This window comes from Bradyrhizobium sp. Kon58 (assembly GCF_055807455.1).
The window spans coordinates 24,561-48,249 of the sequence record NZ_JBVVOT010000021.1; the positions used below are offsets into that span (position 1 = coordinate 24,561).

General features: G+C 62.6%; 20 protein-coding genes. 7 read left to right on the forward strand and 13 right to left on the reverse strand.

The genetic code is table 11. The features are described from left to right. Positions 1-11: 11 nt before the first annotated feature. The 3 genes from ahcY to AC0L20_RS27820 all read right to left on the reverse strand — a co-directional run bounded on the left by ahcY (position 12) and on the right by AC0L20_RS27820 (position 4,247). Entirely contained in the window at positions 12-1,433 is a 1,422-nt protein-coding gene (gene ahcY / locus AC0L20_RS27810; protein WP_027566812.1) for an adenosylhomocysteinase, read from the reverse strand. 201 nt (positions 1,434-1,634) lie between these two features. Then, complete coding sequence (gene metK / locus AC0L20_RS27815; RefSeq protein WP_473293904.1) at positions 1,635-2,831, reverse strand: methionine adenosyltransferase; 1,197 nt, start codon at positions 2,829-2,831, stop codon at positions 1,635-1,637. A gap of 60 nt (positions 2,832-2,891) precedes the next feature. Next, positions 2,892-4,247: a hypothetical protein gene (locus tag AC0L20_RS27820; RefSeq protein WP_456769074.1), complete on the reverse strand. Its 1,356-nt coding sequence runs from the start codon at positions 4,245-4,247 to the stop codon at positions 2,892-2,894. A 172-nt stretch (positions 4,248-4,419) separates the two neighbouring features. On the opposite strand from AC0L20_RS27820, the gene AC0L20_RS27825 reads away from it, so the two are divergent. Next, entirely contained in the window at positions 4,420-6,138 is a 1,719-nt protein-coding gene (locus tag AC0L20_RS27825; RefSeq protein ID WP_473293905.1) for a caspase family protein, read from the forward strand. A gap of 170 nt (positions 6,139-6,308) precedes the next feature. On the opposite strand, the gene AC0L20_RS27830 is transcribed toward AC0L20_RS27825, so the two are convergent. From AC0L20_RS27830 to AC0L20_RS27855, 6 genes are all read right to left on the reverse strand, one after another. Then, on the reverse strand, positions 6,309-7,427 hold the full coding sequence (locus tag AC0L20_RS27830) for a cobalamin-independent methionine synthase II family protein (protein WP_473293906.1): 1,119 nt from the start codon (positions 7,425-7,427) through the stop codon (positions 6,309-6,311). Between the two features lie 19 nt (positions 7,428-7,446). Further along, a complete protein-coding gene (locus AC0L20_RS27835; protein WP_456769072.1) occupies positions 7,447-8,163 on the reverse strand; it encodes an ABC transporter ATP-binding protein in 717 nt (238 codons plus the stop codon). Further along, entirely contained in the window at positions 8,156-8,911 is a 756-nt protein-coding gene (locus AC0L20_RS27840) for an ABC transporter ATP-binding protein (RefSeq protein WP_106946330.1), read from the reverse strand. The genes AC0L20_RS27835 and AC0L20_RS27840 overlap by 8 nt, the downstream gene beginning before the upstream one ends. Continuing rightward, complete coding sequence (locus tag AC0L20_RS27845) at positions 8,908-9,936, reverse strand: branched-chain amino acid ABC transporter permease (RefSeq protein ID WP_473293907.1); 1,029 nt, start codon at positions 9,934-9,936, stop codon at positions 8,908-8,910. Before AC0L20_RS27845 ends, AC0L20_RS27840 begins: the two co-directional genes overlap by 4 nt. Positions 9,937-9,944: 8 nt before the next feature. Then, positions 9,945-10,814 (reverse strand): branched-chain amino acid ABC transporter permease, encoded by an 870-nt coding sequence (locus tag AC0L20_RS27850; protein ID WP_027566805.1) that lies wholly within the window; start codon positions 10,812-10,814, stop codon positions 9,945-9,947. A gap of 164 nt (positions 10,815-10,978) precedes the next feature. Then, entirely contained in the window at positions 10,979-12,169 is a 1,191-nt protein-coding gene (locus AC0L20_RS27855; RefSeq protein WP_473283893.1) for an ABC transporter substrate-binding protein, read from the reverse strand. Between the two features lie 525 nt (positions 12,170-12,694). On the opposite strand from AC0L20_RS27855, the gene AC0L20_RS27860 reads away from it, so the two are divergent. Then, positions 12,695-12,979, forward strand: a complete 285-nt coding sequence (locus AC0L20_RS27860; protein ID WP_456769069.1) for a hypothetical protein — start codon at positions 12,695-12,697, stop codon at positions 12,977-12,979. 41 nt (positions 12,980-13,020) lie between these two features. Here the strand turns inward: AC0L20_RS27860 and purU are convergent, their stop codons facing one another. After that, positions 13,021-13,884 carry a formyltetrahydrofolate deformylase gene (gene purU / locus AC0L20_RS27865; RefSeq protein ID WP_456769068.1) on the reverse strand — a complete coding sequence of 288 codons (864 nt, stop codon included), beginning with the start codon at positions 13,882-13,884 and terminating at the stop codon, positions 13,021-13,023. Positions 13,885-14,039: 155 nt separating this feature from the next. Here purU and AC0L20_RS27870 point away from each other — a divergent pair, with 155 nt between their 5' ends. Together AC0L20_RS27870 and AC0L20_RS27875 are read left to right on the forward strand one after the other, a co-directional pair. Further along, positions 14,040-14,921 (forward strand): uroporphyrinogen-III synthase, encoded by an 882-nt coding sequence (locus AC0L20_RS27870; protein ID WP_473293908.1) that lies wholly within the window; start codon positions 14,040-14,042, stop codon positions 14,919-14,921. Between the two features lie 84 nt (positions 14,922-15,005). Next, a complete protein-coding gene (locus tag AC0L20_RS27875) occupies positions 15,006-16,268 on the forward strand; it encodes an MFS transporter (RefSeq protein ID WP_473293909.1) in 1,263 nt (420 codons plus the stop codon). A gap of 212 nt (positions 16,269-16,480) precedes the next feature. Here the strand turns inward: AC0L20_RS27875 and AC0L20_RS27880 are convergent, their stop codons facing one another. The 3 genes from AC0L20_RS27880 to AC0L20_RS27890 form a co-directional block, all read right to left on the reverse strand. Continuing rightward, the gene (locus AC0L20_RS27880) at positions 16,481-16,867 is read right to left on the reverse strand and encodes a hypothetical protein (RefSeq protein WP_354057957.1); all 387 of its coding nucleotides are present in this window, start codon (positions 16,865-16,867) and stop codon (positions 16,481-16,483) included. After that, the gene (locus AC0L20_RS27885) at positions 16,864-18,186 is read right to left on the reverse strand and encodes a hypothetical protein (RefSeq protein ID WP_473293910.1); all 1,323 of its coding nucleotides are present in this window, start codon (positions 18,184-18,186) and stop codon (positions 16,864-16,866) included. Before AC0L20_RS27885 ends, AC0L20_RS27880 begins: the two co-directional genes overlap by 4 nt. Before the next feature lie 626 nt (positions 18,187-18,812). After that, positions 18,813-19,490 (reverse strand): Crp/Fnr family transcriptional regulator, encoded by a 678-nt coding sequence (locus AC0L20_RS27890; protein WP_354057953.1) that lies wholly within the window; start codon positions 19,488-19,490, stop codon positions 18,813-18,815. A gap of 333 nt (positions 19,491-19,823) precedes the next feature. Here AC0L20_RS27890 and AC0L20_RS27895 point away from each other — a divergent pair, with 333 nt between their 5' ends. The 3 genes from AC0L20_RS27895 (at position 19,824) to AC0L20_RS27905 (ending at position 23,687) form a co-directional block, all read left to right on the forward strand. Next, positions 19,824-20,645 carry an ABC transporter ATP-binding protein gene (locus AC0L20_RS27895; RefSeq protein ID WP_473283885.1) on the forward strand — a complete coding sequence of 274 codons (822 nt, stop codon included), beginning with the start codon at positions 19,824-19,826 and terminating at the stop codon, positions 20,643-20,645. Beyond that, positions 20,642-22,573, forward strand: coding sequence for an AMP-binding protein (locus AC0L20_RS27900; protein ID WP_473293911.1), 1,932 nt, complete (start codon positions 20,642-20,644; stop codon positions 22,571-22,573). Before AC0L20_RS27895 ends, AC0L20_RS27900 begins: the two co-directional genes overlap by 4 nt. Before the next feature lie 220 nt (positions 22,574-22,793). Further along, complete coding sequence (locus AC0L20_RS27905; RefSeq protein WP_473293912.1) at positions 22,794-23,687, forward strand: branched-chain amino acid ABC transporter permease; 894 nt, start codon at positions 22,794-22,796, stop codon at positions 23,685-23,687. Positions 23,688-23,689 lie beyond the last annotated feature (2 nt).

Sequence of the window (23,689 nt, forward strand, 5' to 3'; positions counted from 1 at the left end):
CGATCTGCGGATCAGTAGCGGTAATGGTCCGACTTGTACGGACCTTCCTGCTTGACACCGATGTAGTCGGCCTGGTCCTTGCGCAGCTCGGTGAGCTTGACGCCGATCTTGGCGAGGTGCAGGCGCGCGACCTTTTCGTCGAGCGACTTCGGCAGCACGTACACTTCCTTCTTGTACTTACCGTCCTTGTTGTTGGCGAAGAGCTCGATCTGCGCCAGCGTCTGGTTGGTGAAGGAGGCCGACATCACGAAGGACGGATGGCCCATCGCATTGCCGAGGTTCACGAGGCGGCCCTCCGACAGCATGATGATGCGATGCTTGTCGGGGAATTCGATCTCGTCGACCTGCGGCTTGATATTGGTCCACTTCAGGTTACGCAGACCCGCGATCTGGATCTCGTTGTCGAAGTGACCGATGTTGCAGACGATGGCGCGATCCTTCATCGCGCGCATGTGCTCGATCGTGATGATGTCCTTGTTGCCGGTCGCGGTGACGAAGATGTCTGCGCGGGGCGCGGCGTCTTCCATGGTCACGACTTCATAGCCTTCCATCGCCGCCTGCAGCGCGCAGATCGGATCGACTTCGGAGACCAAGACGCGGCAGCCGGCCTGGCGCAGCGAGGCGGCCGAACCCTTGCCGACGTCGCCGAAGCCCGCGACCATCGCGACCTTGCCCGACATCATCACGTCGGTGCCGCGGCGGATGCCGTCGACCAGCGATTCACGGCAGCCATAGAGGTTGTCGAACTTCGACTTGGTGACGCTGTCGTTGACGTTGATGGCCGGCCATAGCAGCGTGCCGGCCTTCTGCATGTCATAGAGACGATGCACGCCCGTGGTGGTCTCTTCGGAAACGCCCTTGATGCTCTTGGCGATCTCGGCGAAGTAGCCCTTCGGCTTCTCCTTGAGCTGCTTCTTCAGAAGCGCGAAGAAGACTTCCTCTTCTTCCGAGCCCGGCTTGTCCAGGAATTTGGTGTCGCCGTTCTCGGCGCGCAGACCGAGATGGACGTACATGGTGGCGTCGCCGCCGTCGTCGAGGATCATGTTCGGGTGACCGCCGCCGTGCCAGTCGAACAGCTTGGCGGTGTAGTCCCAGTACTCGGTAAGGCTCTCACCCTTGACGGCGAACACCGGAATGCCGGCGGCTGCGATCGCCGCCGCGGCGTGGTCCTGCGTCGAATAGATGTTGCAGGAGACCCAGCGGATGTCGGCGCCGAGCGCGGCCAGCGTCTCGATCAGCACGCCGGTCTGGATTGTCATGTGCAGCGAGCCGGCGATGCGCGCGCCCTTCAGCGGCTGCTTCGGGCCATACTCTTCGCGGGTGGCCATCAGGCCGGGCATCTCGGTCTCGGCGAGGGAGAGCTCCTTGCGGCCGAAATCGGCGAGCGAAATGTCCTTAACGATGTAATCGGTGAAGCCGGGCTTCGCGTTCATGTCTGTTTCCTAGTGGTGGGTCTGGCGTGTCAGTAACGAAGCAAACGAAGCGCCTTGCGGCACAGTCTTCTCCCTCTTGCCGTTTTTACGGGGAGAGGGCTGGGGTGAGGGGCTCCATCCGCGCACTGAGCCAGTGGAGAGTCCCCCTCACCCGCCGCTTCGCGGCGACCTCTCCCCGCAAGCGGGGCGAGGTAAGAGCGTTTAGACGGCGCGCTTGAGCGCTTCGACGAGATCGGTCTTCTCCCAGGAGAAGCCGCCCTCGTTGTCGGGGGTACGGCCGAAATGACCGTAGGCGGAGGTGCGCGCGTAGATCGGGCGGTTGAGATCGAGATGGCTGCGGATGCCACGCGGGGTGAGATCCATCGCCTTGGCGGCGGCCTTCTCGAGCTGTTCCTCCGACACCTTACCCGTGCCGTGGGTATCGATGTAGATCGACAGCGGACGCGCCACACCGATGGCGTAGGCGAGCTGTAATGTGCAGCGATCCGCAAGACCGGCCGCGACGATGTTCTTGGCGACATAGCGTGCCGCATAGGCGGCCGAGCGGTCGACCTTGGTCGGATCCTTGCCGGAGAACGCGCCGCCACCGTGCGGAGCCGCGCCACCATAGGTGTCGACAATGATCTTGCGGCCGGTCAGGCCGGAATCGCCGTCGGGACCGCCGATGTAGAACTTGCCGGTCGGGTTGATGTGCCAGATGGTCTTCGCCGTGATCCAATCCTTCGGCAGCGCCTCGCGCACATAGGGCTCGACGATGTCGCGAATCTGCTTGGACGAGATGTCCTCGACCAGATGCTGATGCGACACCACGATCTCGCGCACGCCAACCGGCTTGCCATTCTCATACTGCACGGTGACCTGGCTCTTGGAGTCCGGGCCCAACACCTTCTCGCGGCCGGAGTGGCGCGCTTCCGAGATGAGGCGCAGGATCTTATGGGCGTAGAAGATCGGCGCCGGCATCAGATCCGGCGTCTCGTTGGTGGCGTAGCCGAACATGATGCCCTGGTCGCCCGCACCCTCTTCCTTGACTTCGCCCGGCTGCAGCGCATCCACGCCCTGCGCGATGTCGGCGGACTGCGGATGCAGCAGGATCTCGATGTCGGCCTTCTGCCAGTGGAAACCTTCCTGCTCGTAGCCGATGTCCTTGATCGCGGCGCGCACGACACCTTCGATCTGCTCATTGGTGACGGATGCGGGACCGCGGGTCTCACCGGCGATCACGACCTTGTTGGTGGTCGCGAGCGTTTCGCAGGCGGCGCGAATTTGCCAGGGATCGATGCCGGCTTTCGGTCCTTCGCGGTAGAACAGATCGACGATCTCGTCGGAGATCCGGTCGCACACCTTGTCCGGATGGCCTTCGGACACGGACTCGCTGGTGAAGAGATAGGACGCGCGCATCAGTAACCCCTTGTTCCGCCGCTAGCTGGCGGGCGTTGCGATATTTAGCTTTGAATGATGTCAATCACGCCGGCGCGAGATGACGTAGGATTCGTCGAGAAACCAGAGCCCATTGTACTTTCGCAGCACGTCCCTGGCGGCATCCAGAGTGCGGCCGTTTTGAGTCATTTCCGTCAACCGGTCGTCCTCAATCTGAGCGACGTACACCGCCGCATTCCACGCTGCAAAGGCCGTCGAGGTGCCGATAGAGCCTGTCACCTCGTTGGGCAGAGCTTCCATATCATACCTGAAGATCGAGCGGTTATCCGCATAAGCATTAAAATTTAAGTCGCGGCCCACCGAGCCGAGCTCGTACTTCACCGCGCGCAATAGCTCATGACGGCTCACAGAGAAAGGGTTTTCTCCGGGCCAGATCGCCTGGATCATCTCCATGCCCGGATCCTGCCCGTGGGAGTGAATTCCGATCAGGCGGCCGCCTGCCCGCAAGGCCCGCGCGAGGGGCGCAATGATCCGTTTTGCCCGGAAATTGACCGAGGACAACGCCCGGTATGGCTGGGATGCAATAACCAGGTCAAAATTGGCCTCGGCCTGGCCCGGCCGTGGAATGGTCGAATCGAGCAAAAACCGCTGATCTTCACGATAGAGCACCAGCACGACAGGCCGCTCATAGAGCGGCATCCCCGTGCGCGGGCTGACCGCCGCGCGCCAGTTCTGCTCCAAAAACGGCTTCAACTCCGCGATTTGCGTCTCGAACTCGCCCGAGGAAGCCCCCCGCAGGGGAACCTCGTGCCAGACTGTCGCGGCGGCCGCCGCAGGCGATGCCGGCGTGAGCCAGGGCGCCTCCGCGTAAAGCATGTTGGTAAAAACGAACACCGAGGCCGGATGCTCGAAAATGCGATCCGGCACCTTGTCCAGCGTCAGGCGGAGGTCCTCGAGACTGAGCTCCTTGCCGGCGACATAGAACGGCATGTGCGGAAAGCGCTGATGCATCGCGCGCAGCACGCGCGCCAGCACCGTGCCGTCGCCAACGCCGGCATCGAACACGCGCAGCGCCGGCGGCCGGGGATGAATGCTGGCAAGCTCCAGCGCCACCCGCTCGGCGACCACCCGCTTCTCACTGCAAGTGTGGACAAACAGCAGGTATTTCTGGCGGTTCTCGAAAAAGCGGAAATTGCCGCGCGGATCGCGCTTTTCCGGGGGCACCTGAAGTCCCCGCGGGGGAGGCACGCCGCCGGCCATCGATGCGGCCATGTAGGCCTGGATCCGGTCCAGCGTGTCGATCGTGATGCGCTTGCCCTCGCGCAGGCGGTGCACGAGCTTCCCATCGTTCACCGCGCGCCGGCCAAACGTCGACTCCGCCATGTCCGCCTTGCGGCAGAACTCGGTGATTTGGCTCAGGATTTCGTCATTCTTCATGAAGTGGGACGCGGTGGGCAGAAGGATTGGGTAACGCCTCGTAGCAAAATCTGCCCACTGAGGGAATAGGGGATAGAGCCGCCCCGTTGCCGTGTGCACAACAGCGAGGCCGTGAACCACCATGCCCTGCCGGGCAACAAACAGACGCCTCTCCTCAACGGGACCACCACCAATGCGTCGCCTGCTCGTCGCGCTCTGCCTGCTCGCCGCAACCCTGTGGTCGGCGCCCGCTTTTGCGCAGGCGCGCAACCAGCTTGGGCCGCTCTGCACCACCGACACCACGCCGGTGGACCAGATGATCGACGCATGCAGCAAGATCATCACGCTGAAGGTGTTCAAAGGCGAGCAGCTCGCAACGGTCTACTTCTGGCGCGCGGTGGGTTGGAACAAAAAGGGCGATTACGCCAAGGTCATCACCGACGCCACGGAAGCGATCAGACTCCAGCCGAACCAGGCAGTCTTTAATCTCAGGGGATCTGCCTACTACGACAGAGGCGAGTACGAGATCGCGATCGCCGATTTCGACGATGCGCTGAAGCTGGGCCCGCCGAGCGGTACCATCTTCCATAATCGCGGCAATGCCTGGCGCGGCAAGGGCGACTACGCAAAGGCCATTGCCGATTACGATATGTCGATCAAGGCCGATCCCAGATCGGCATTCTCGTTCCAGAACCGCGGCATCTCCAAGGAGGCACTCGGCGATCTCGACGGCGCGCTGGCCGACATCAACCAAGCGATCCGGCTCGACCCGACACTGCCGCAGCCGCTGATCAACCGGACCGCGATCTGGCGTGTCAGAGGCGATTACGATCGCGCGATTGCCGACGGCAGCGAAGCGATTCGGCTCGCGAAGGAGAAGCCGCCCGTCAACATCATGACGCCGCCGAACAGCGTGCTGATCTCGGGCTACACCCATCGCGCGCTGGCCTATGAGGCGAAAGGCGATTACGCGCACGCGAGCGACGACTACAAGGCCACGCTGGCGATCGCGGCATCCGATGCCGGCAGCAAGGCCAATCAAGCCACCGCAAAGGTGCGGCTGTCGCTGATCACCGACGCAAGCGCACCGATCCCGCGCGATGCGCCGTCACCGACGACCGAGCCGGCACAGGCACCGGCTCCCCAGCAGACGGGTGCCGCGCCACCCCCCTCGCCTGCTCCGGCCGCGCGCGGCACGCGCATGGCGCTGATCATCGGCAACGGCGCCTATGCGCATGTCAAGGCGCTGCCCAATCCGCCCAATGACGCGCGCGCCGTTGCCAGGGCCTTGCGCGAAATCGGCTTCACGGTATCAGAAGGCGTCGATCTCGACCGCGCGGCGATGCAGAAGATGACGCGTGACGTCTTGCGGGAAGCGGCGCGTGCGCAGGTCGTAGTGGTCTACTATGCGGGCCACGGCGTGCAGGTCGACGGTCGCAACTATCTCATTCCCGTCGACGTCGAGTTCAAGCCGGGCGCGAGGATGACGGACGCGATGATCGACATGGACACGATCATGGCCGGCCTCGACGACCAGGTCCGCACCAACATTTTGATCTTCGATGCCTGCCGCAACAATCCCATGGCACAGCAGGTCGCATCGGCCGGCACCAGCCGCGCCATCGAAGCTGCCTCGGGTCTCGCAGCGCCAACGAGCCTGGGCGCCGGTGCGACGCTCGGCGCCGGCACGCTGATCGCTTTCGCCACTGCGCCGGGCCAGGTTGCGCTCGACGGCGAAGGCGCCAACTCGCCGTTTTCCGCTGCGCTCTCCCGCCATCTCGGCACGCCCGGCCTGGAAGTGCAGCAGATGCTGACACGGGTGCGGGCGGAGGTGGTGTCGACGACGAAGAACAAGCAGGTGCCGTGGTCGAACTCGTCGCTGCTGGGAGAGGTTTATCTGGCGGAGAAGTGAGGGGCGTTTGTATCCCGCTTACAGGAGCGCGATGCCACCCGCCACTCGTTCGGTGTCATCGCCCGGCTTGACCGGGCGATCCAGTAGTCCGAGATAGCGAGAGATGCGGAAACGCTGCGGCGTACTGGATTCCCCGCCTGCGCGGGGAATGACAATGAGCGAGTGGAGCCTTATTGACCCCACACTTCCTTCGCGATCTCCACGGCGAGGCTGAGCTTGGCCCACTGCTCCTCTTCGGAGAGGACGTTGCCCTCCTCCGTCGACGCAAAACCGCATTGCGGGGAGAGTGCGAGTTGCTCCAGCGGGGCGAACTTGGCGGCTTCCTCGAGACGGCGCTTGATCGCGTCCTTGTTCTCGAGTTCACCGAACTTCGAGGTGATGACGCCGACCACGACGACCTTGTTGCCCTTGGGCAGGAAGCGCAGCGGCTCGAAGCCACCGGCGCGGTCGCTGTCGTATTCGAGGAAATAGCCGTCGTAATTGGTGCCGGCGAGCATGGTCTCGGCAACCGGCTCGTAGCCGCCTGAGGAAATCCAGGTCGAACGGAAATTGCCGCGGCAGACATGCGTCGTCACCACCATGTCGGCGGGCTTCTCGGCCAGCGCGTAGTTGATGACGCGCGCATAGATCTGCTGAAGGCCTTCCGGATTGTCGCCGCGCTCGCGCGCCTTCTGCAATTCGTCCGGCGAGCAGAGATAGGCCCACACCGTATCGTCGAACTGGAGATAGCGGCAGCCGGCGTCGTAGAACGCCTTCACGGCCTTGCGGTAGGTCTTGCCGAGGTCTTGGTAGAAGGCGTCGAGATCGGGATAGACGTCCTTGGAGATCGCCTTGCGGCCGCCACGGAAGTGCAACACCGCCGGCGACGGGATCGTCATCTTCGCGGTGACGTGGGCCTGGTCGGCGACCTTCTTCAGGAAGCGGAAGTGATCCAGCATCGGATGGTCATCGGGGAAATCGAGCTTGCCGATTACGCGCACCGCGTCGTGCCGGGTCTCGACGCCCGCGAACTGGATGCCGGTGTCGGGGTGGAACATTTCGCAACCGGTGAGCTTGGCCAGGAAGTCGAAATGCCACCAGGAGCGGCGGAATTCGCCGTCGGTTGCGAGCTTCAGGCCGAGCGAGGCCTGCTTATGCACGACCTTCTCGATCTCCATGTCCTCGATCTTGCGCAGATCGTCGGCCGAGATCTCGCCCTTCTCCAGCCTGGCGCGGGCTTCCTTGATCTTGGCGGGGCGCAGGAGGCTGCCGACCTCGTCGGCGCGAAAGGGGGCTTTGGTTCGCTGCATTTCTTACTCCCAGTTATTTTTAGTGGGCCGCCGCCCCTGCGACGCCGAGGTGGCGCTCGAGGACCGACGGGTCGGCCTTCAGCGCGGCGCTCGGGGCGTCGTGGACGATCGTTCCGCGCTCCAATATCACAACACGGTCGGCCAGCCCCAGAATCTTTTGGGCATTCTGCTCGACGATAATCGAGCAGATGCCGCCCGCCCGCGTGATGGTCCCGATCGCCTTCAAAAGCTCCTCGACGATGATGGGGGCAAGGCCCTCGGTCGGCTCGTCCAAGAGAAGCACCTTCGGATTAATGGTCAGCGCGCGGCCGATCGCCAGCATCTGCTGCTCACCACCGGAGAGCTGGTTGCCAAAATTGCTCCGCCGCTCCTTCAGCCGCGGGAACATCTCGTAGACCCTCTCGACCGTCCAGGGGCCGGGCTGGGCCACTGCGGACATGTTCTCCTCCACCGTGAGCGAGCGGAAGATGTTGCGCTCCTGCGGCACCCAGCCGATCCCGGCGCGCGCCCGCTGGTCCGGCCGCAAGGTCGTGACGTCGGTGCCAGCCAGCCCGACGGTGCCGGAGAAGCGACGGGTGACGCCGACGATCGAGTTGATCAGCGTGGTCTTGCCGGTGCCGTTGCGCCCCAACAGCGCCAGCACCTGGCCTTCGGCAAGACGCAGGGACATGTTCGGCAGCACCACTGCCTCGCCGTAGCCGGCGCGAAGCGAGTCGATCGCGAGCAGGTCAGACATTGACCGCCTCCTCGCCGAGATAGACTGCCTTGACCTGCGGGTCGCGCGCGACCTGCTCGGGCGGGCCTTCGGTGAGCAGCGCACCGGAGACCAGGACAGAGATGCGGTCGGCGAAGGAGAACACGAGGTCCATGTCGTGCTCGATCAGCAGCACCGTGACGTCGCGCGGCAGGCTGCCTACGACGGCGAGAATGTCATGGCGCTCGCTCTCGGGCACGCCGGCGGCGGGCTCGTCCAGCAGCAGCACGCGCGGCTTGGCGGCGATCGCGACCGCGATCTCGAGCAGGCGCTGCTTGCCGTAAGGCAGCGTCACGGTCTGCTCGTTCATGGCGTCGAGCAGGTGGAAGCGCGTCAGGAGGTCGGCGATCTCGCCGTTGACGTCGCTGCGCGTACCCATCCGCCGCCACCAGTCACCGCCATGGCCGAGGCGCTCGGAGACAGCGAGACCGATGGTCTCGAGCGGGGTCAGGTCGGGATAGAGCTGGTTGATCTGGAAGGTACGCGACAAGCCGCGCAACACCCGCTTGTGCACGGGCAGATCGGTGATGTCCTGGCCTTCGAGCAGAATGCGGCCCGAGTTCGGCTTGAGCACGCCGGTGAGCTGGTTGATGACCGTGGTCTTGCCGGCGCCATTCGGGCCGATCAGCGCGTGGCGGGCGCCTTGTTCGATTTTTAGCGACAAGTCGCGGGTGACGCGCAGACCACCGAACTGCTTTTCGAGATTTTGGGTTTCGAGCGCGATGGTCATGCGTCGCTCTCCGGCACGCCGACGACGGCCTTGCGCCCGGCTATCTGCTTGATGACCAGATTGGGCACATACAGCATCCAACGATGCAGGCGCTGGCGGCCGACCAGGACGATCACGACCAGCACGAGGCCGATCCAGAACTGCCAGTATTGCGGGGTGATGGTGGAGAACAACTCCTGCAGCATGCGGAACAGCACCGCGCCGATCAGCCCGCCATAGAGATAGCCGGTGCCGCCGATCACGAGCACCAGCATCAGGTCCGCCGAGCGCTCGAAGGCGAACACGTCGAGCGAGGCGATCGCGGTGGTCTGGGTGAACAGTGCGCCTGCGATGCCGGCATAGAACGCCGCGAGCGTGTAGATCGCAATCAGGCGGCGGTTGACGGGAATGCCGATCGCGGCCGCGCGCAGCGGATTGTTCTTGATCGCCCGCAATGACAGACCGAACGGCGAGTGCACGACGCGGCGGGCGAACAGGAACAACAGGAACAGAACGGCGAGCGAATAGAAGAAGCCGGTCTTGCCGAACATGTCGAACGGGATCTCGCCGAAGATCGGCTGCATCTCGATACCCTGCAGGCCGTCGGTGCCGCCGGTGATGTTGGAGAAGCGTTCGGCCAGCGCCTCGAGCAACAACGCGATGCCGAGTGTCACCATCAGCCGCGTCAGGTCGACGCCGCGGATTACCAGGAAGCTGGTGGCGAAGCCGAGCACCATCGCGACAAGGCCTGCGACGACGAGCGCAAGCACGGGCTCGTTGATGATCCCATGCAGCGCGAGAAGCCCCGCCGCGTAAGCACCGGCGCCGAAGAAGGCGGCATGGCCGAGCGAGACGATGCCGGCATAGCCGAGGACGAGATCCAGCGACATCGCAAACAGCGCCAGCCGCAGGATGTCGGTCATGATCAGGTAGCGCGTGGGAAATACGAAGCCGCAGGCCAGCACGATCAGCCAGAAAGCAGCCTCGCCATAGTGCCAGCGGGCCTGGCGCTGGGCGTGATAGCCGACGTCGGAGGAGGCGCTCATCGGCGAACTCAACGCGCGGCCGTGCGGCCGAACAGGCCGTTCGGGCGCCAGATCAGGATCACGATCATCATGGTGTAGATCACGAAAGGTCCCATCTTGGGCACGTAATATTTTCCGGCGACGTCGCCGATGCCGAGCAGCAGCGAGGCCAGGAACGGCCCGGTGATCGAGGACGAGCCGCCGACGGTGACCACGATCAGGAAGTAGATCATGAACTTCAGCGGAAAATACGGGTCGAGGCCGAGGATCTCGGCGCTCAGCGCGCCGCCGAGACCGGCCAGGCCGCAACCAAAAGCAAATGTGAAGGCGAACACCTGCGGCACGTTGATGCCGAGGCCGCTCGCGGCGCGGGGATCATCGACCGCGGCGCGCAGACGGCTGCCGAACCGCGTCTTCGCGAGCACCATCTGGAGAGCAATGGTGAGCAGCCCGCAGATCACGATGATCATCAGCCGGTAGCGGCCGACGCCGACGCCGAACACGTCGAACTGGCCCTGGAGCGCCGCCGGCAAATTGATGAAGACCCGCGACGAGCCCTGGATGTAGTCGACGGCCGCGACCGACATGAACGTGAGGCCGATCGTGAACAGCACCTGGTCGAGATGGCTGCGCGCATAGAGGTGTCGGTACAGCGTGCGCTCGAGCACGATGCCGATCGCAGCGGAGGAGACGAAGGCAAGCGGCAATGCAGCGAAGAATGGCCAGCCCATCCGATTGACCAGCACCATGCAGACATAGCCGCCGGCCATGGCGAAGGCGCCATGGGCGAGATTGACGAAGTTCATCAAGCCGAGCGTGACCGCGAGCCCGCAAGCCAGCACGAACAGCAGCATGCCGTAGGCAACGCCATCGAACAGGTTGGTGAGGATAGAGGTCATCGTCTCAGCTTGGAGTTGGGCGTCATGGCCGGGCTTGTCCCGGCCATCCACGTTCTTGGTTCGGCTCTCGCGTGGATGCCCGGGTCAAGCCCGGGCATGACGAGAGTGGTGGGCGAGATCCCCGATGCGCGCTAATGCGCGCGGGGATGACGCGCTTTCGCGCGTCACTTCTTGGTCTTGCCGAGATCCTTGACGGCCTCGAAGGTCGCGAACTCGACGTTGTAGAGCTCGCCGTCGACCTTCTCGACCTTCCGGATGTAGATGTTCTGCACGATGTCGCGGGTCTCGGGGTCGATCGAGATAGGGCCGCGCGGGCTCTCCCACTTCTGGCCCTTCATGGCTTCGACCAGCTTGGTGCCGTCGGTGTCGCCATTGGTCTTCTTCAGCGCTTCGTAGATCAGGTGAATGCCGTCATAGCCGCTCACCGCCATGAAGCCCGGCCGGTTTCCGTACGCCTTCTTGTAGGCCGCGACGAAATCCTTGTTCATCTGCGAGGGATGCGCCGCGGAATAGAGGTGCGCGGTGACCGTGCCCAGCACGGCGTCGCCCATGTTGTTGAGGAGGTCGTCGTCGGTCACGTCACCCGGTCCGATCACCTTGATGCCCGCCTTGTCGAGCCCGCGTTCGGCATACTGCTTCATGAAGTTGCCGCCCTGGCCAGCCGGCACGAACACGAAGATCGCGTCAGGCTTGGCATCCTTCATACGCTGGAGGAACGGCGCGAAATCCGGATTGGCAAGCGGCGTCTTCACCTCTTCGACCACCTCGCCGCCACCGGCGGTGAAATTCTGCTTGAAGAAGTTCAGCGCGTCATTGCCCGGCGCATAGTCCGAGGTCAGGGTCGCCACCTTCTTGATGCCGTTTTTCACCGCCCAGTCGGCGATGATGGTGGAGGACTGCGCCAGCGTGAAGCTGGTGCGCACGATATAGGGCGACCGCTCGGTGATGATCGAGGTGCCGGCTGCCATCACGACTTCCGGAATCTTGGCTTGCGTGGCCAGCGGCGCCGCCGCGAGCGCGGCCGGCGTCACGCCGAAACCGGCGATGAAATGGACCTTGTCGTTGACGATCAGCTCCTGCGCGGCAGTCTTGGTCTTGTCCGGAATCGCAGCATCGTCCTTGAGGATGATCTCGATTTTCTTGCCGGCGACGGTGTCGCCCTTCTGCTGCATGTAGAGCTTGATCGCGTTCTCGATCTGCTTGCCGGTCGAGGCCTGGCCGCCGGTCATCGGCAGGATCAGGCCGACCTTGACGCTGTCCTCGGCCTTGACCGGAGCGATGGCCACCAGGCCCGCGATGGCGGTAGCTGCTGCGGCCCAAACAGTCGTACGAGACAGTTGTTTGCGTTCGAACATCAGATGTCCCTCCCCTTCATTCCTGATCTCTTGTGCGCCGGACCGAGTGCCCGGTCCTTGTCTTAAGTCGAGCTCACGCACGCGTGATGTCGCGCGCCACATGGCGTCTTTCGCGCCCTTATTGTCAATCGGACGTTTGGCGACCATTCGGCGCAAGCCGAGCCTTCCGATTGCCGACGGCAGAAGCGATATCGGGTCACGTCCGGGTAACCCGGGCATCACGATTGCGGCCGCGATCTTTTGTACGATTGTACAAACAAAATGGACCTGTCAACGAAAAAACCCTATCTCCGATCAAACCACTTTTGTCGCGAGGCCCTTGCCGCAGTCTAGAAACGCTGTCAGCCGAGGGGATGGAGAATTTCGTCTTTTGTTTGCAGAATTTGAACATCGGCAAGGCCTGGGTCGGCACAATCCGGTATCAAATTACCTACCTCGAATAAGTCTATTTTACCTGTTGAAGGCTACTCTCCCGACGACAGCCTGACCTGGCGTCCAAAACGACTGACCTCGCGCCCCCGTACAATGCCCAGATCCTGTTGTTCCCTCCTGATCCTCCTCGCGCTCTCCGCGGGCCTGTCCGGCTGCGGCACCGTCAACGAAAAGCTCTCGTCCGGCATGGGCGACTACGTCCCGCAATGGGCCGGCGGCTTGCCGGCGGACGCCCCGCCGCGGGCGGGCACGCCGCAATACGATGCCTTCATGAAGGAGCGCGAGCGCAAGCGGCTGATGCCTGCAGCGGATCGCGAAAAGGAAGAGCAGGCGCAAAAGGGCGCAACGGGCTCAGCGTCCGGCGCTGCGGTGCGTTAAGTCGCGCCCCCTCGCCGCTTGCGGCGAGAGGTGGGGACAAATCAATCCACGAACACCACGGTCTTGCGGCCGTTGAGGATGACGCGGTCGTTGAGATGGTAGCGGATCGCGCGCGCCAGCACGCGGCGCTCGATGTCGCGGCCCTTGCGGACGAGATCCTCAGGCGTGTCGCGATGGCTGATGCGCTCGACGTCCTGGTCGATGATCGGGCCCTCGTCGAGGTCGCGCGTGACGTAATGCGCGGTGGCGCCGATCAGCTTGACGCCACGCTCATGAGCCTGGTGATAGGGTTTTGCGCCCTTGAAACCCGGCAGGAACGAGTGGTGGATGTTGATGCAGCGTCCCGACAGATTTGCCGAGAGATCGTCGGACAATATCTGCATATAGCGGGCGAGCACGACGAGATCGGTCCCGGTCTTGGCGACGAGATCGAGGATCTGCGCCTCCTGCTCGCGCTTGGTCTCTCTCGTAACAGGCAGATAGTGGAACGGAACCCCGCCGAAATCGAGCCCGTCATAGACCTCGCGCGGATGGTTGGAGACGATTGCGGCCAAAGTCATCGGCAGCTCGCCGGTGCGCCAGCGATAGAGGATGTCGACCAGGCAGTGGTCGGACTTCGACACCAGCAGCATCACCTTGCGATGCGCGGCCCGATCGCGCATCTGCCATTCCATGCCGAAACGCTCGGCGATCGCCGTAAAGCCGGTCTGGAGCGCCGACAGCTCCACCGCGAGATCGGCGGCGGTGAACACCACCCGCATGAAGAACTTGTTGGTCTCGGTGTCGTCGAACTGTTGGGCGTCGAGGATGTTCTGTCCGGAATTCGCCAGGAAGGTCGACACCGCCGAGACGATGCCGGGACGATCCGGACAGGACAGGGTCAGGACATATTGATGATCTGGCATGGTGTTTGAAACAATGGGCCTTGATGAAGGTTTGGGCAACGGCTGCGGAACGCCCCGCGATTTGCGCCTGCTCTATCACCGACCCCACCTTGCGCCAATCCCGACCGTGGAGTCAGGATGAACGCACCATTGCTTTGACTGACCGGAGTAGGCTCATGGCCGACCGCTTGAACGGCACCCGCATCCTGATCCTGGAAACGCGCGAGGAGGCGCAGTTTTCGAAGCTGCTGGCCGAGCAAGGCGCCGAGGTCGTGCAATGCCCGATGTTCACCATCCAGGATGCACCGGACCCCGCCCCGGTCGACGCCTGGATCCGCCGCGCCATCGACAAGCCCTTCGACGATCTCGTGCTGATGACCGGCGAAGGGCTGCGGCGGATCATGAAGCTCGCCATCGCGCGAGGGCTCGACCAGGCTCTCGTGGCGGCGCTTGCCAGATCACGAAAATTCACCCGCGGCCCAAAGCCCGGCAAGGCATTGCGCGAAGTCGGGCTCGAGGCGCAGCAGACGACGGAGAAGCCGACCACCGAGGGCGTGATCGAGATGCTCGGCAAGCTCGATTTGAAGGGGCACCGCCTCGGCCTCCAGCTCTATCCCGACAAGGATCACAGCGCGCTGACCTGTGCGCTTGCCGCACAAGGTGCCGATGTCGATGTCGTGCTGCCTTATGCCTACGACTCAAAGGCGGCGGATGCCAACATCGTCGCCGCGATCGACGAGATGGCCGAAGGGCGGATCGATTCCATCGCGCTGACCAATCTCGGGCAGGTCCGCCGGCTGATCGAAGCTGCGAGAGCCCACGGCAGCGAGGCGAAGCTGCGCGCCGGCCTCGAGCGGACGCTGATCGCGTCGGTAGGGCCAGCGGTCTCGGGCGAGCTTACCGCGCTTGGTCTGCGCACGGACGTCTCGCCGGCCGACGAAGCCTATTTCATGCGGCCCCTGATCTCGGCCATGGCGACGGCACTGGCGGAGCGGAAGCCAAGGCCTGCGGCGAGGGAAGAGCCGAGCGCGGGGGCGGCCTGCGGCGGCTGCGATTGACACGAGCACCGTCAGCGCTAGGTTGCCGGACAGCAAGAAGAAACAACAAGGCAAGGGAATCGCCGTGATACCCGTCGTCGAGACTTGAGCACACCCGCACGCCCCTCCGCGCTCGCGCCATTTCGCATCCGCAATTATCGTTTCCAGTGGCCCTCCGATCTGCTCACCTCCTGGGCGTTCGAGATCGAGACGCTGGTGCTCGGCTGGTACATCATGGTCGAGACCGGCTCGGTGCTGCTGCTCACCGTGCTTGCATCGCTCCAGTTCGTCGGGACATTGGTGGCGCCGGTGTTCGGCATGATCGGCGACCGCATGGGTCATCGCGATCTCCTGGTCGCGATGCGTCTTGCCTATATGGTGCTCGCGTCGACCATCATGACTCTGGCGCTGACCGGTCACCTGACCCCGCCAGGCGTCATGATCATCGTCGCAATCATGGGCCTGATTCGCCCCTCGGACCTCGGCGTTCGCGGCGCGCTGCTTGCCGAGATCATGCCGAGCGAGCAACTGGTGGGCGCCATCAGCGTTGCGCGCACGACCCAGGACAGCGCGCGCATCGCCGGCGCGTTGACAGGCGCGGGGCTGTTTGCCGTCCTCGGCATTGGCCTCGTCTACGTGGTGATCGTTTGCCTCTATCTCGCGGCCGCGCTGCTCATGCTGTGCCTGACCCGGCCCAAAAGGACCATTGCCACAACTCATCTTCCGGCAGACAGCCGCGCCGTTTCGAGATTGCTGGGCGATCTGAAGGAAGGGATCGTCTACGCCTGGAATGGCGCGGGGATGCGCGCGGCGCTATGCGTCGCCTTCCTGGCCAACCTGACCGCCTTTCCTTTCACCGGCGGATTGCTGCCCTACATCGCGCGGGACATCTTTCACACCGATCAGACCGGTCTCGGTTATCTTTCGGCGAGCTTCGCCGTCGGCTCGCTGATCGGCTCCATCACGCTCAGCCTCGTCAGAGGATTGCGCATTGCCCGGCTCCTGATCGGCGCGACGCTGGCGTGGTACGCCATGCTGCTGGTGTTCGTCGAGATCAGGACCATGCCGGTGGCGATGGCCTGCCTCGTGCTCGCCGGCATCGCCCAGAGCATGTCGATGATATCAGCTGCCGTCATCCTGATGCGCACGGCCAGCGCCCACCTTCGCGGCCGCGTGATGGGCGTGCGGATGATGGTGATCTACGGCCTGCCGCTCGGATTGCTCGCGGCCGGCAGCCTGATCGACATCATCGGCTATTCCGCGACGGGGTCGCTCTATGCCGTATCGGGGTTCATCGCAATGATGGCGATCGCCGTGCGCTGGCGCGCCGACCTCTGGCCGGTGCACGCGCCGGCCAATGCACGCTAGGCTGTGCGTCGCTCGTGGCACCGCAGCTGTGCCCGAAACTTCGAGAGCGCGCGCAGGATGGGTTGATCCCTTGCGAAGCCCATCCTGTTTCATCAGCGGCGAACGGATTGATGGCGCAGAACAACCGGCCGCCTACCAAGAAGCAAGATAAGCCGTCGGATGACGCTACATCCGCATCGCCCCGACAGACATCACCCTTCATTCTCGATCGGCTAAAGGATTGAAAAACCAAATATTGCGGCAATCTTTGCGATAGGCGCGAGAACTGTTCCGGCATTTGATACGAACTCTCCCAGCAGTTTGGCCGAGGAAGCCAGCGATCTGAGCGCACCTTCCACCCGACCTCGATCCGGATTGGCTTTCGCGGCCTCCGCCTCCAACCCCTTCACGTGCTCGGAAATCGATGCCTTCGCCTGCTCTGGAAGCCCGATCCCCTCGATAGTGGTTTTGAGTTCTTGGAGTGACGCGCGAAATTGAGCAAGCTCTCCCGAAGAGAGGCTTTGAATTGCCGTCGCATTCGTGCCAACGGCCATCACTTGGGCGCTTACCGTATCCGCGATGATACCTTGATTACCCGAGGCGTCTGATTTTCTGCTCATGATGTATGCGACCTGCCACCAAGAGAACTTGTCTGACTGGTTTGTGCCGTGGCACCTTGCCCAACGGCCATCGTCTGCGCCGTCACATCTCCACCCTGGACCATGATACCCGAATTGTAGATGGTCATGACCTTATTACGGAGATCAGAAACATCAACGCCGTGGTCCTGCATGTACTTGTAGATCAGCTCCACAATGGTCTGATCAAACGCCTTCACGGAGAAATCCAGATCCGCCTTCTGAGAATAATGGTCAAATTTCTCGTCCATCATCTCGCGTCTCGTGCTGTCGGCGGCCCCGTAGTTGAACATTGGGTTTGTTTCCAGGCTTTCCAGATATTCCTTTTTGAGCTGCTTGATCGAACGGCTCAGCGTGGCAAATCTCAGAAGGTTGTATGTTTCGACGATGACCACAAACGGGCTGACCATTGCCAATCCAAAAAACTCGCGGATTCTTGTTGCCGGCTTCTTGTTGAAATTGGTGGTATCTGTGCCTTTGAATTCCTTGGTGGGCGGAGTAAGCGCAAATCTGCTCGTCTCGATGTAAAAAATCTTGCCCTGGAGCACGGTTCTGACGACATGAGTGAGTATCAATCCGCCGTCCCAGCGAATGTCATGGAACATGATGTAGCATCGAACAAGATTAGGGTGCCTCTCTGCGAGGTCGGCTACCGCGACCTCGTCCAAGCTTACGTTCGGTTGGTTGATATTGGCCTCGTGCGAGACCATCGGAAGGATGAAGGCATCCTCACCGCGAATCGCGATGATCTCCCTTACGAGCAAGTCGCCGAAGCCACTCCCTGGAAGCTCCCGTTTGATGGCGGCTTCAATTTCTCCGCAAGATACCGGATGAACTTGCGCTGGGCCTGACGCAGTTTGTGCCGGCCTTTCGACATCAACCGTGAAGGACCATTTACCAACTGGTACCCCAGCGAATTTAAACGGATCGAAATCCTTGAAGACCAGCACGCGCTGGTCGCTCGGACCAATGCCGACATCCAGCTTGCTGTCATGCGGCGCGTTGAGCAGTTGCGTCGCCTTGTCCAGGTTGAACTTGTTCCTCGCGAAGTCGCGCAGCTTCGCTTGACGGTCGACATGGCGTTTGCCGACGGCAACCGCTGCCACGAGAAAGAGAAGCACGAATGTGGCCTCGGGCATGCCTAGAATGAATGCGAACACGGTCAAGACAAGAAGGATCGCGCAAATTATACGATGGGCCGTCTCCTGAGATTCCAGTTGCGAGGCCAAATAGACCATTGGACGGGGATCGAGACCGATCTCCAGCGGAGGTGCGGCGATTGGATTCATGGCCTTGAGCAAGAGCTTCCTCCGGAACGCGGCTCCTCTCGTGTGCACTCCGGCCAAGGCCAATCTCATGACCTCGAAACAGCTCGGCCAGTGCAACGTTCGAATGGATTTATTGGAGTTATCTAACTGGGGCTTCGATAATTGATCGAGCATATGACCACTCTCCGTCGAAAGTGACGCCACTGAGGCCGAACAAGCATGTATGCCGCCGACGATCGTCAATCACAGACCGACATCACTGCGCGACCTTGAACCGTGGGCTGAGTTCGCGTGAGACCGCCGCTGGCCCCAGGAAGCGGGCCAGAACGCGCTCGCACGGCACGGTAGAAGGTTATGCGGTCATCGAGATCATTGCGCGGTCGTGTAGCAACTTGGTGTCCGCGGCTGCATTCAAGCACCCGCCGAAACGACTGAAATGATTTTTGTCAATTCCAATTGGGCCTCTCGCTCACGTTCAAGGGCCACTCCGGGATGCTATCAAAAGTTGCTTCCCAGTCAAGTGACACTCCTCGGAGACAACAAAAAATCAACGTCGGCTCGCATTGACGTCCGTCAGGGCGGATGACCTATGCGAGGCGCCCGCCCGCAAGACACCAATGCTTTTTCACAGACATTGCTCTCATTGCGAAGCAGAGGTCTCACTCGTCCCCGTAACCCCGCAGCCTCTCGATATCGAGGATGGTGACGCCGCCATATTCGAGCCGCAGCAGCCCCTCTTTCTCCAGCCGGTTCAGCGCGCGGTTGGCATTCTGGCGGGACATGCCGGAAAGAGCGCCGATCTCCTCCTGGGTGATCTCCAGATGCGCGGTCGATTCCGGATAGAGGATCGGATTGAACAGCGAGGCGATGCTACGGGCAAGCCGCGCAGTGGCATCCAGCGTGCGGTTGACCTCGAGCATGCCGATGAACTGGCCGAGCCGTTCGTTGAGCTGGCGCACCAGGAAGCGGTTGAAGCCGACGCTGTTCTCGAACAGCCACATGAAGGCGCTGCGTTCCATCAGCGCGACGCGGCTGTTGCGCAGCGCGACGACGTCATAGCGGCGCGGCTCGTTCTTGAGCACGCTGCCCTCGCCGAACCAGGCCCCCGCCGTCAGCCCGGCGAGACTCGTCTCCTTGCCGTCGCGCGAGACCCCGCCCATCCGGGCAAGCCCAAAGACCATGCCGGCCCAATAGTCGAACGTGTCGCCGCGCATGAAGACGGTCTCGCCGGTGCCGTAGGACCGCTCCGTGATCCCGGCACGAGCGACCTCGATCTCCGCTTGCGTGAGCTCGCGCGACCAGGCAGCGACGCGCTTCAATTGATCCTCTGAAATCATGATCCCGAAGCCAGCCGCACCGTCTCGTCACTCCTGCTCTGCTGCAACGCAGCATAACCGTTTCGATCACCATCCGACCAAAGATGGAGGTTGCTCCCATCCGAAAACTTTGTCGCAGAATTGTCAGGCGGGAGACATTTCAAAATAGCGCTTTCCCCTATTGAGGACCACCTCGGGCGATGCGGCTTTTGATCCCAAACGGGAACGAGAGTGGCGCGGCTCCGGTCGAGACCATCTGCTGCATGGCCTCACCGGCACGGCCGTACTAGGATCGCCCGACAGAACGGACGAAGAGCGCCACTGAATGCGCCATCACCGGGAGGGATCTGTTTGGTGGCTACCAGTCTTGAAGTGCGCGGCGTGTCCTTGCGATTCGGCGGCGTTCGTGCGCTGAGCGATGTCGGCTTCGCCATCAGGGAAGGCGAGCTGTTCTCGATCATTGGCCCCAACGGTGCCGGCAAGACCTCGATCGTGAACTGTATTTCCGGCCGCTACAAGCCGACCGAAGGCCAGCTGTTCTACCAGGGCCGCGACATCACCGGCCTGACGCCCAACGCGCGCGCTTCGCTCGGCATCGGCCGCACCTTCCAGAACCTGGCGCTGTTCCACCACATGAGCGTGCTCGACAACGTCATGGTCGGCCGCCATCACCTCCTGAAGAACAATTTTCTCACGGGCTCGCTGTACTGGCTCACCGGCGCCCGCAAGGAAGAGCTCGAGCACCGCCGCAAGGTCGAAGAAATCATCGATTTCCTCGACCTCCAGTCGGTGCGGAAGGCGCCGGCCGGCACCCTCTCCTACGGCTTGCGCAAGCGCGTCGAGCTCGCCCGCGCCATGGCGCTGGAGCCGCGCCTCATTCTCCTCGACGAGCCGATGGCCGGCATGAACTTCGAGGAGAAGGAGGACATGGCCCGCTACATCGTCGATCTCAACGAGGAGTTCGGCATGACCGTGGTGATGATCGAGCACGACATGGGCGTGGTAATGGACATCTCCCACCGCGTCATGGTGCTGGATTTCGGCCGCAAGATCGCCGAGGGCGATCCGGCCGCCGTGCTCGCTGATCCCCACGTCAGGCGCGCCTATCTCGGCGAAGAGGACGAGGTGCTGGTCGACCCTGACGATGCTCCGCCGGCGCAGGAGAGCGCGGCATGATGGATTACGCAGGCCGCGTCGCGCAGGCCGACACCTATCCGAAGATGCTCCGGCTCAATGCGAAGGAGTACGGCAACGAGATCGCGCTGCGCGAGAAGGATCTCGGGCTGTGGCGCCCGTTCACCTGGAACGCCTACCAGACGCGGGTGCGCGATTTCGCGCTCGGCCTGATCGAACTGGGCCTTGGGCGCGAAGACGTCATCGGCATCATCGGCGACAACCGGCCGGACTGGGTCGCGGCGGAAATAGCAACCCACGCGATCGGAGGCTTGAGCCTCGGGCTCTATCGCGACGTGCTCGACGAGGAAGCCTCTTATCTCCTCAATTATGGCGAAGCGCAGCTCGTTTTCGCCGAGGACGAGGAGCAGGTCGACAAGCTGCTTACGCTGGCCGACCGCGTCCCAAAGCTGAAGCACATCATCTATTCCGATCCGCGCGGCATGCGGAAATACGATGATCCGCGCTTGATGTCGGCGGAGACGTTTGCCGAACTCGGCCGGGTGCGGGCTACGCGCGAGCCGGAATTTTACGACCGGCTGGTGGACGCGACCAAGGGCGAGGACGTCGCAATCCTCTGCACGACGTCAGGCACCACCTCGCATCCAAAGCTCGCGATGCTCGCCGCCGGCCGCGTGCTGGGACACTGCGCGACGTATCTGGCTTTCGACCCGAAAGGGCCGGACGACGAATACGTGTCGGTGCTACCGCTGCCCTGGATCATGGAACAGGTCTATGTACTCGGCAAAGGCCTCTTGTGCCGGATGAAGATCAACTTCGTCGAAGAGCCCGAGACCATGATGAACGATCTGCGCGAGATCGCGCCGACCTTTGTCCTGTTTGCGCCGCGCGTTTGGGAATCGATTGCCGCTGACGTTCGCGCCAGGGTGATGGACGCAACGCCGTTCAAGCAGCGCCTGTTCGACATCGGCATGAAGTGCGGGCTTGCCGCGCTCGAACAGGGCGAGCGTTCCGGCTTTGCCGACGCGATCCTGTTCCGTGCATTGCGCGACCGCCTCGGCTTCACCCGTCTGCGTTCAGCTGCAACGGGCGGCGCGGCACTCGGGCCGGAGACCTTCAAGTTCTTTCAGGCCATGGGCGTGCCGCTACGCACGCTCTACGGCCAGACCGAGCTGCTGGGGGCCTACACGCTGCATCCCGCGGGCAAAGTCGATCCCGACACCACCGGCGTGCCGATGGCCGATAGCGTCGAAATCCGCATCGACAATGCCGATGTTCACGGCGTCGGCGAAATCGTGGTGCGGCATCCCAACATGTTCCTCGGCTACTACAAGAACCCGGAGGCGAGCGTCGCTGACCTCAGGGATGGCTGGATGCTGTCCGGCGACGCCGGCTATTTCAACGACGACAAGCAGCTCGTGGTGATCGATCGCATCAAGGACCTCGCCGAGACCTCGCGCGGCGAGCGCTTCTCGCCGCAATTCATCGAGAACAAGTTGAAGTTCTCACCCTATATCGCCGAAGCCGTGGTGCTGGGCTCGGGGCGCGACGCGCTCGCGGCGATGATCTGCATCCGCTACTCCATCATCTCGAAATGGGCGGAGAAGAACCGGCTCTCGTTCACGACCTACAGCGATCTCGCCTCGCGGCCCGAGATCTACGCTCTGCTCCGCAAGGAGGTCGAGACCGTCAACGCCACACTGCCACCGGCACAGCGCATCTCCCGTTTCCTCCTGCTCTACAAGGAGCTCGACGCCGACGATGGCGAGCTCACCCGCACGCGGAAAGTGCGCCGCAGCGTCATCAACGAGAAGTACGCAGGCATCATCGACGCGATCTACCGCGGCGAAGCCGACATCCCTGTCGACACCATGATCCGGTTCCAGGACGGCACCACGCAAAGGGTGCGGACAACGCTGCGAGTGGTGGATCTCGGCGGACCGGGGCATTTGGCGGAGGCCGCGGAGTGAACTTCGTGGCAATCACAGGTGCAATGCGTATTGCTGCGCCCTCTCCCCTTGTGGGAGAGGGCATCTCCGCACCCCGCTCCACCCTCACTTCGGTGAGGGGTCCTCTCTCCGCGCGTTCATTGCGGAGACAACCCCTCACCCGTCTTCGCTTCGCGAAGCCACCCTCTCCCACAAGGGGAGAGGGGAAGAGCGCGCCGGATTTGTCAGCGAGCACCACTTCATGAACACCGCCTTCCTCATTCAGCTCCTGGTCAACGGCCTCGTGGTCGGCACGCTCTACGGCGTGGTCGCGATGTCGTTCGTGCTGATCTACAAAGCCACGCAGGTCGTCAATTTCGCGCAGGGCGAGCTCTTGCTGGTCGGCGCCTGGGTCTGTTGGACGCTGCTCGCGAAATACCAGGTGCCGTTCTGGATCGGCATGCCGCTGACGCTGGTGTTCATGTTCGTGTTCGGCATCGCGGTGCAGGTCCTGATCCTGCGACCGATGATCGGCGAACCCATCATCTCGGTCATCATGGTGACGATCGGCCTGTCCACCGTGCTGCAGGCGACGCTGAAATGGATGTTTGGCGTCAATCCGCAGCCATTCCCGCGCGTGTTCGAGAGCCAGTCCGTCAGCCTGCTTGGGCTCCAGATCCAGACCGTCTATGTCATGAGCCTCGTCGTCTCGATCGCGATGATGATCGGCATGGCGTGGTTCTTCCGCGCCTCAAAGTACGGCCTTGCGATGCGCGCCACCGCGTTCAACCAGCAGGTCGCGCAATCGCTCGGCATTTCCGTGAAAAGCGTGTTCGCGATGGCCTGGGCGATTTCCGCAACGGTGTCGGCGGTTGCAGGCGTCGTGGTCGCGGTCGTGAACGGCGTATCCTCGGGCCTTGCCGCCTATGGGATCAAAGTGTTTCCGGCTGCGATCCTCGGCGGGCTCGATTCCGTCGGCGGTGCCGTGCTCGGCGGCATCATCATCGGATTACTCGAGAACATCGCGCAATATGTCGACAGCGAATACCTTCACTGGGGCAATCTCTACGAGATCGCGCCGTTCTACGTCCTCATCATCGTGCTGATGATCAAGCCCTACGGCCTGTTCGGCACCCACGACATCGAACGGATCTGATC

Coding starts and splice junctions, on each gene's coding strand:
- AC0L20_RS27820 (WP_456769074.1), bottom strand. CDS start 4,247: ATGAAGAATGACGAAATCCTGAGCCAAATCACCGAGTTCTGCCGCAAG.
- AC0L20_RS27845 (WP_473293907.1), bottom strand. CDS start 9,936: ATGAGCGCCTCCTCCGACGTCGGCTATCACGCCCAGCGCCAGGCCCGC.
- ahcY (WP_027566812.1), bottom strand. CDS start 1,433: ATGAACGCGAAGCCCGGCTTCACCGATTACATCGTTAAGGACATTTCG.
- metK (WP_473293904.1), bottom strand. CDS start 2,831: ATGCGCGCGTCCTATCTCTTCACCAGCGAGTCCGTGTCCGAAGGCCAT.
- AC0L20_RS27855 (WP_473283893.1), bottom strand. CDS start 12,169: ATGTTCGAACGCAAACAACTGTCTCGTACGACTGTTTGGGCCGCAGCA.
- AC0L20_RS27870 (WP_473293908.1), top strand. CDS start 14,040: ATGGCCGACCGCTTGAACGGCACCCGCATCCTGATCCTGGAAACGCGC.
- AC0L20_RS27880 (WP_354057957.1), bottom strand. CDS start 16,867: ATGAGCAGAAAATCAGACGCCTCGGGTAATCAAGGTATCATCGCGGAT.
- AC0L20_RS27860 (WP_456769069.1), top strand. CDS start 12,695: ATGCCCAGATCCTGTTGTTCCCTCCTGATCCTCCTCGCGCTCTCCGCG.
- AC0L20_RS27840 (WP_106946330.1), bottom strand. CDS start 8,911: ATGACCATCGCGCTCGAAACCCAAAATCTCGAAAAGCAGTTCGGTGGT.
- AC0L20_RS27890 (WP_354057953.1), bottom strand. CDS start 19,490: ATGATTTCAGAGGATCAATTGAAGCGCGTCGCTGCCTGGTCGCGCGAG.
- AC0L20_RS27825 (WP_473293905.1), top strand. CDS start 4,420: ATGCGTCGCCTGCTCGTCGCGCTCTGCCTGCTCGCCGCAACCCTGTGG.
- AC0L20_RS27850 (WP_027566805.1), bottom strand. CDS start 10,814: ATGACCTCTATCCTCACCAACCTGTTCGATGGCGTTGCCTACGGCATG.
- AC0L20_RS27900 (WP_473293911.1), top strand. CDS start 20,642: ATGATGGATTACGCAGGCCGCGTCGCGCAGGCCGACACCTATCCGAAG.
- purU (WP_456769068.1), bottom strand. CDS start 13,884: ATGCCAGATCATCAATATGTCCTGACCCTGTCCTGTCCGGATCGTCCC.
- AC0L20_RS27905 (WP_473293912.1), top strand. CDS start 22,794: ATGAACACCGCCTTCCTCATTCAGCTCCTGGTCAACGGCCTCGTGGTC.
- AC0L20_RS27835 (WP_456769072.1), bottom strand. CDS start 8,163: ATGTCTGACCTGCTCGCGATCGACTCGCTTCGCGCCGGCTACGGCGAG.
- AC0L20_RS27830 (WP_473293906.1), bottom strand. CDS start 7,427: ATGCAGCGAACCAAAGCCCCCTTTCGCGCCGACGAGGTCGGCAGCCTC.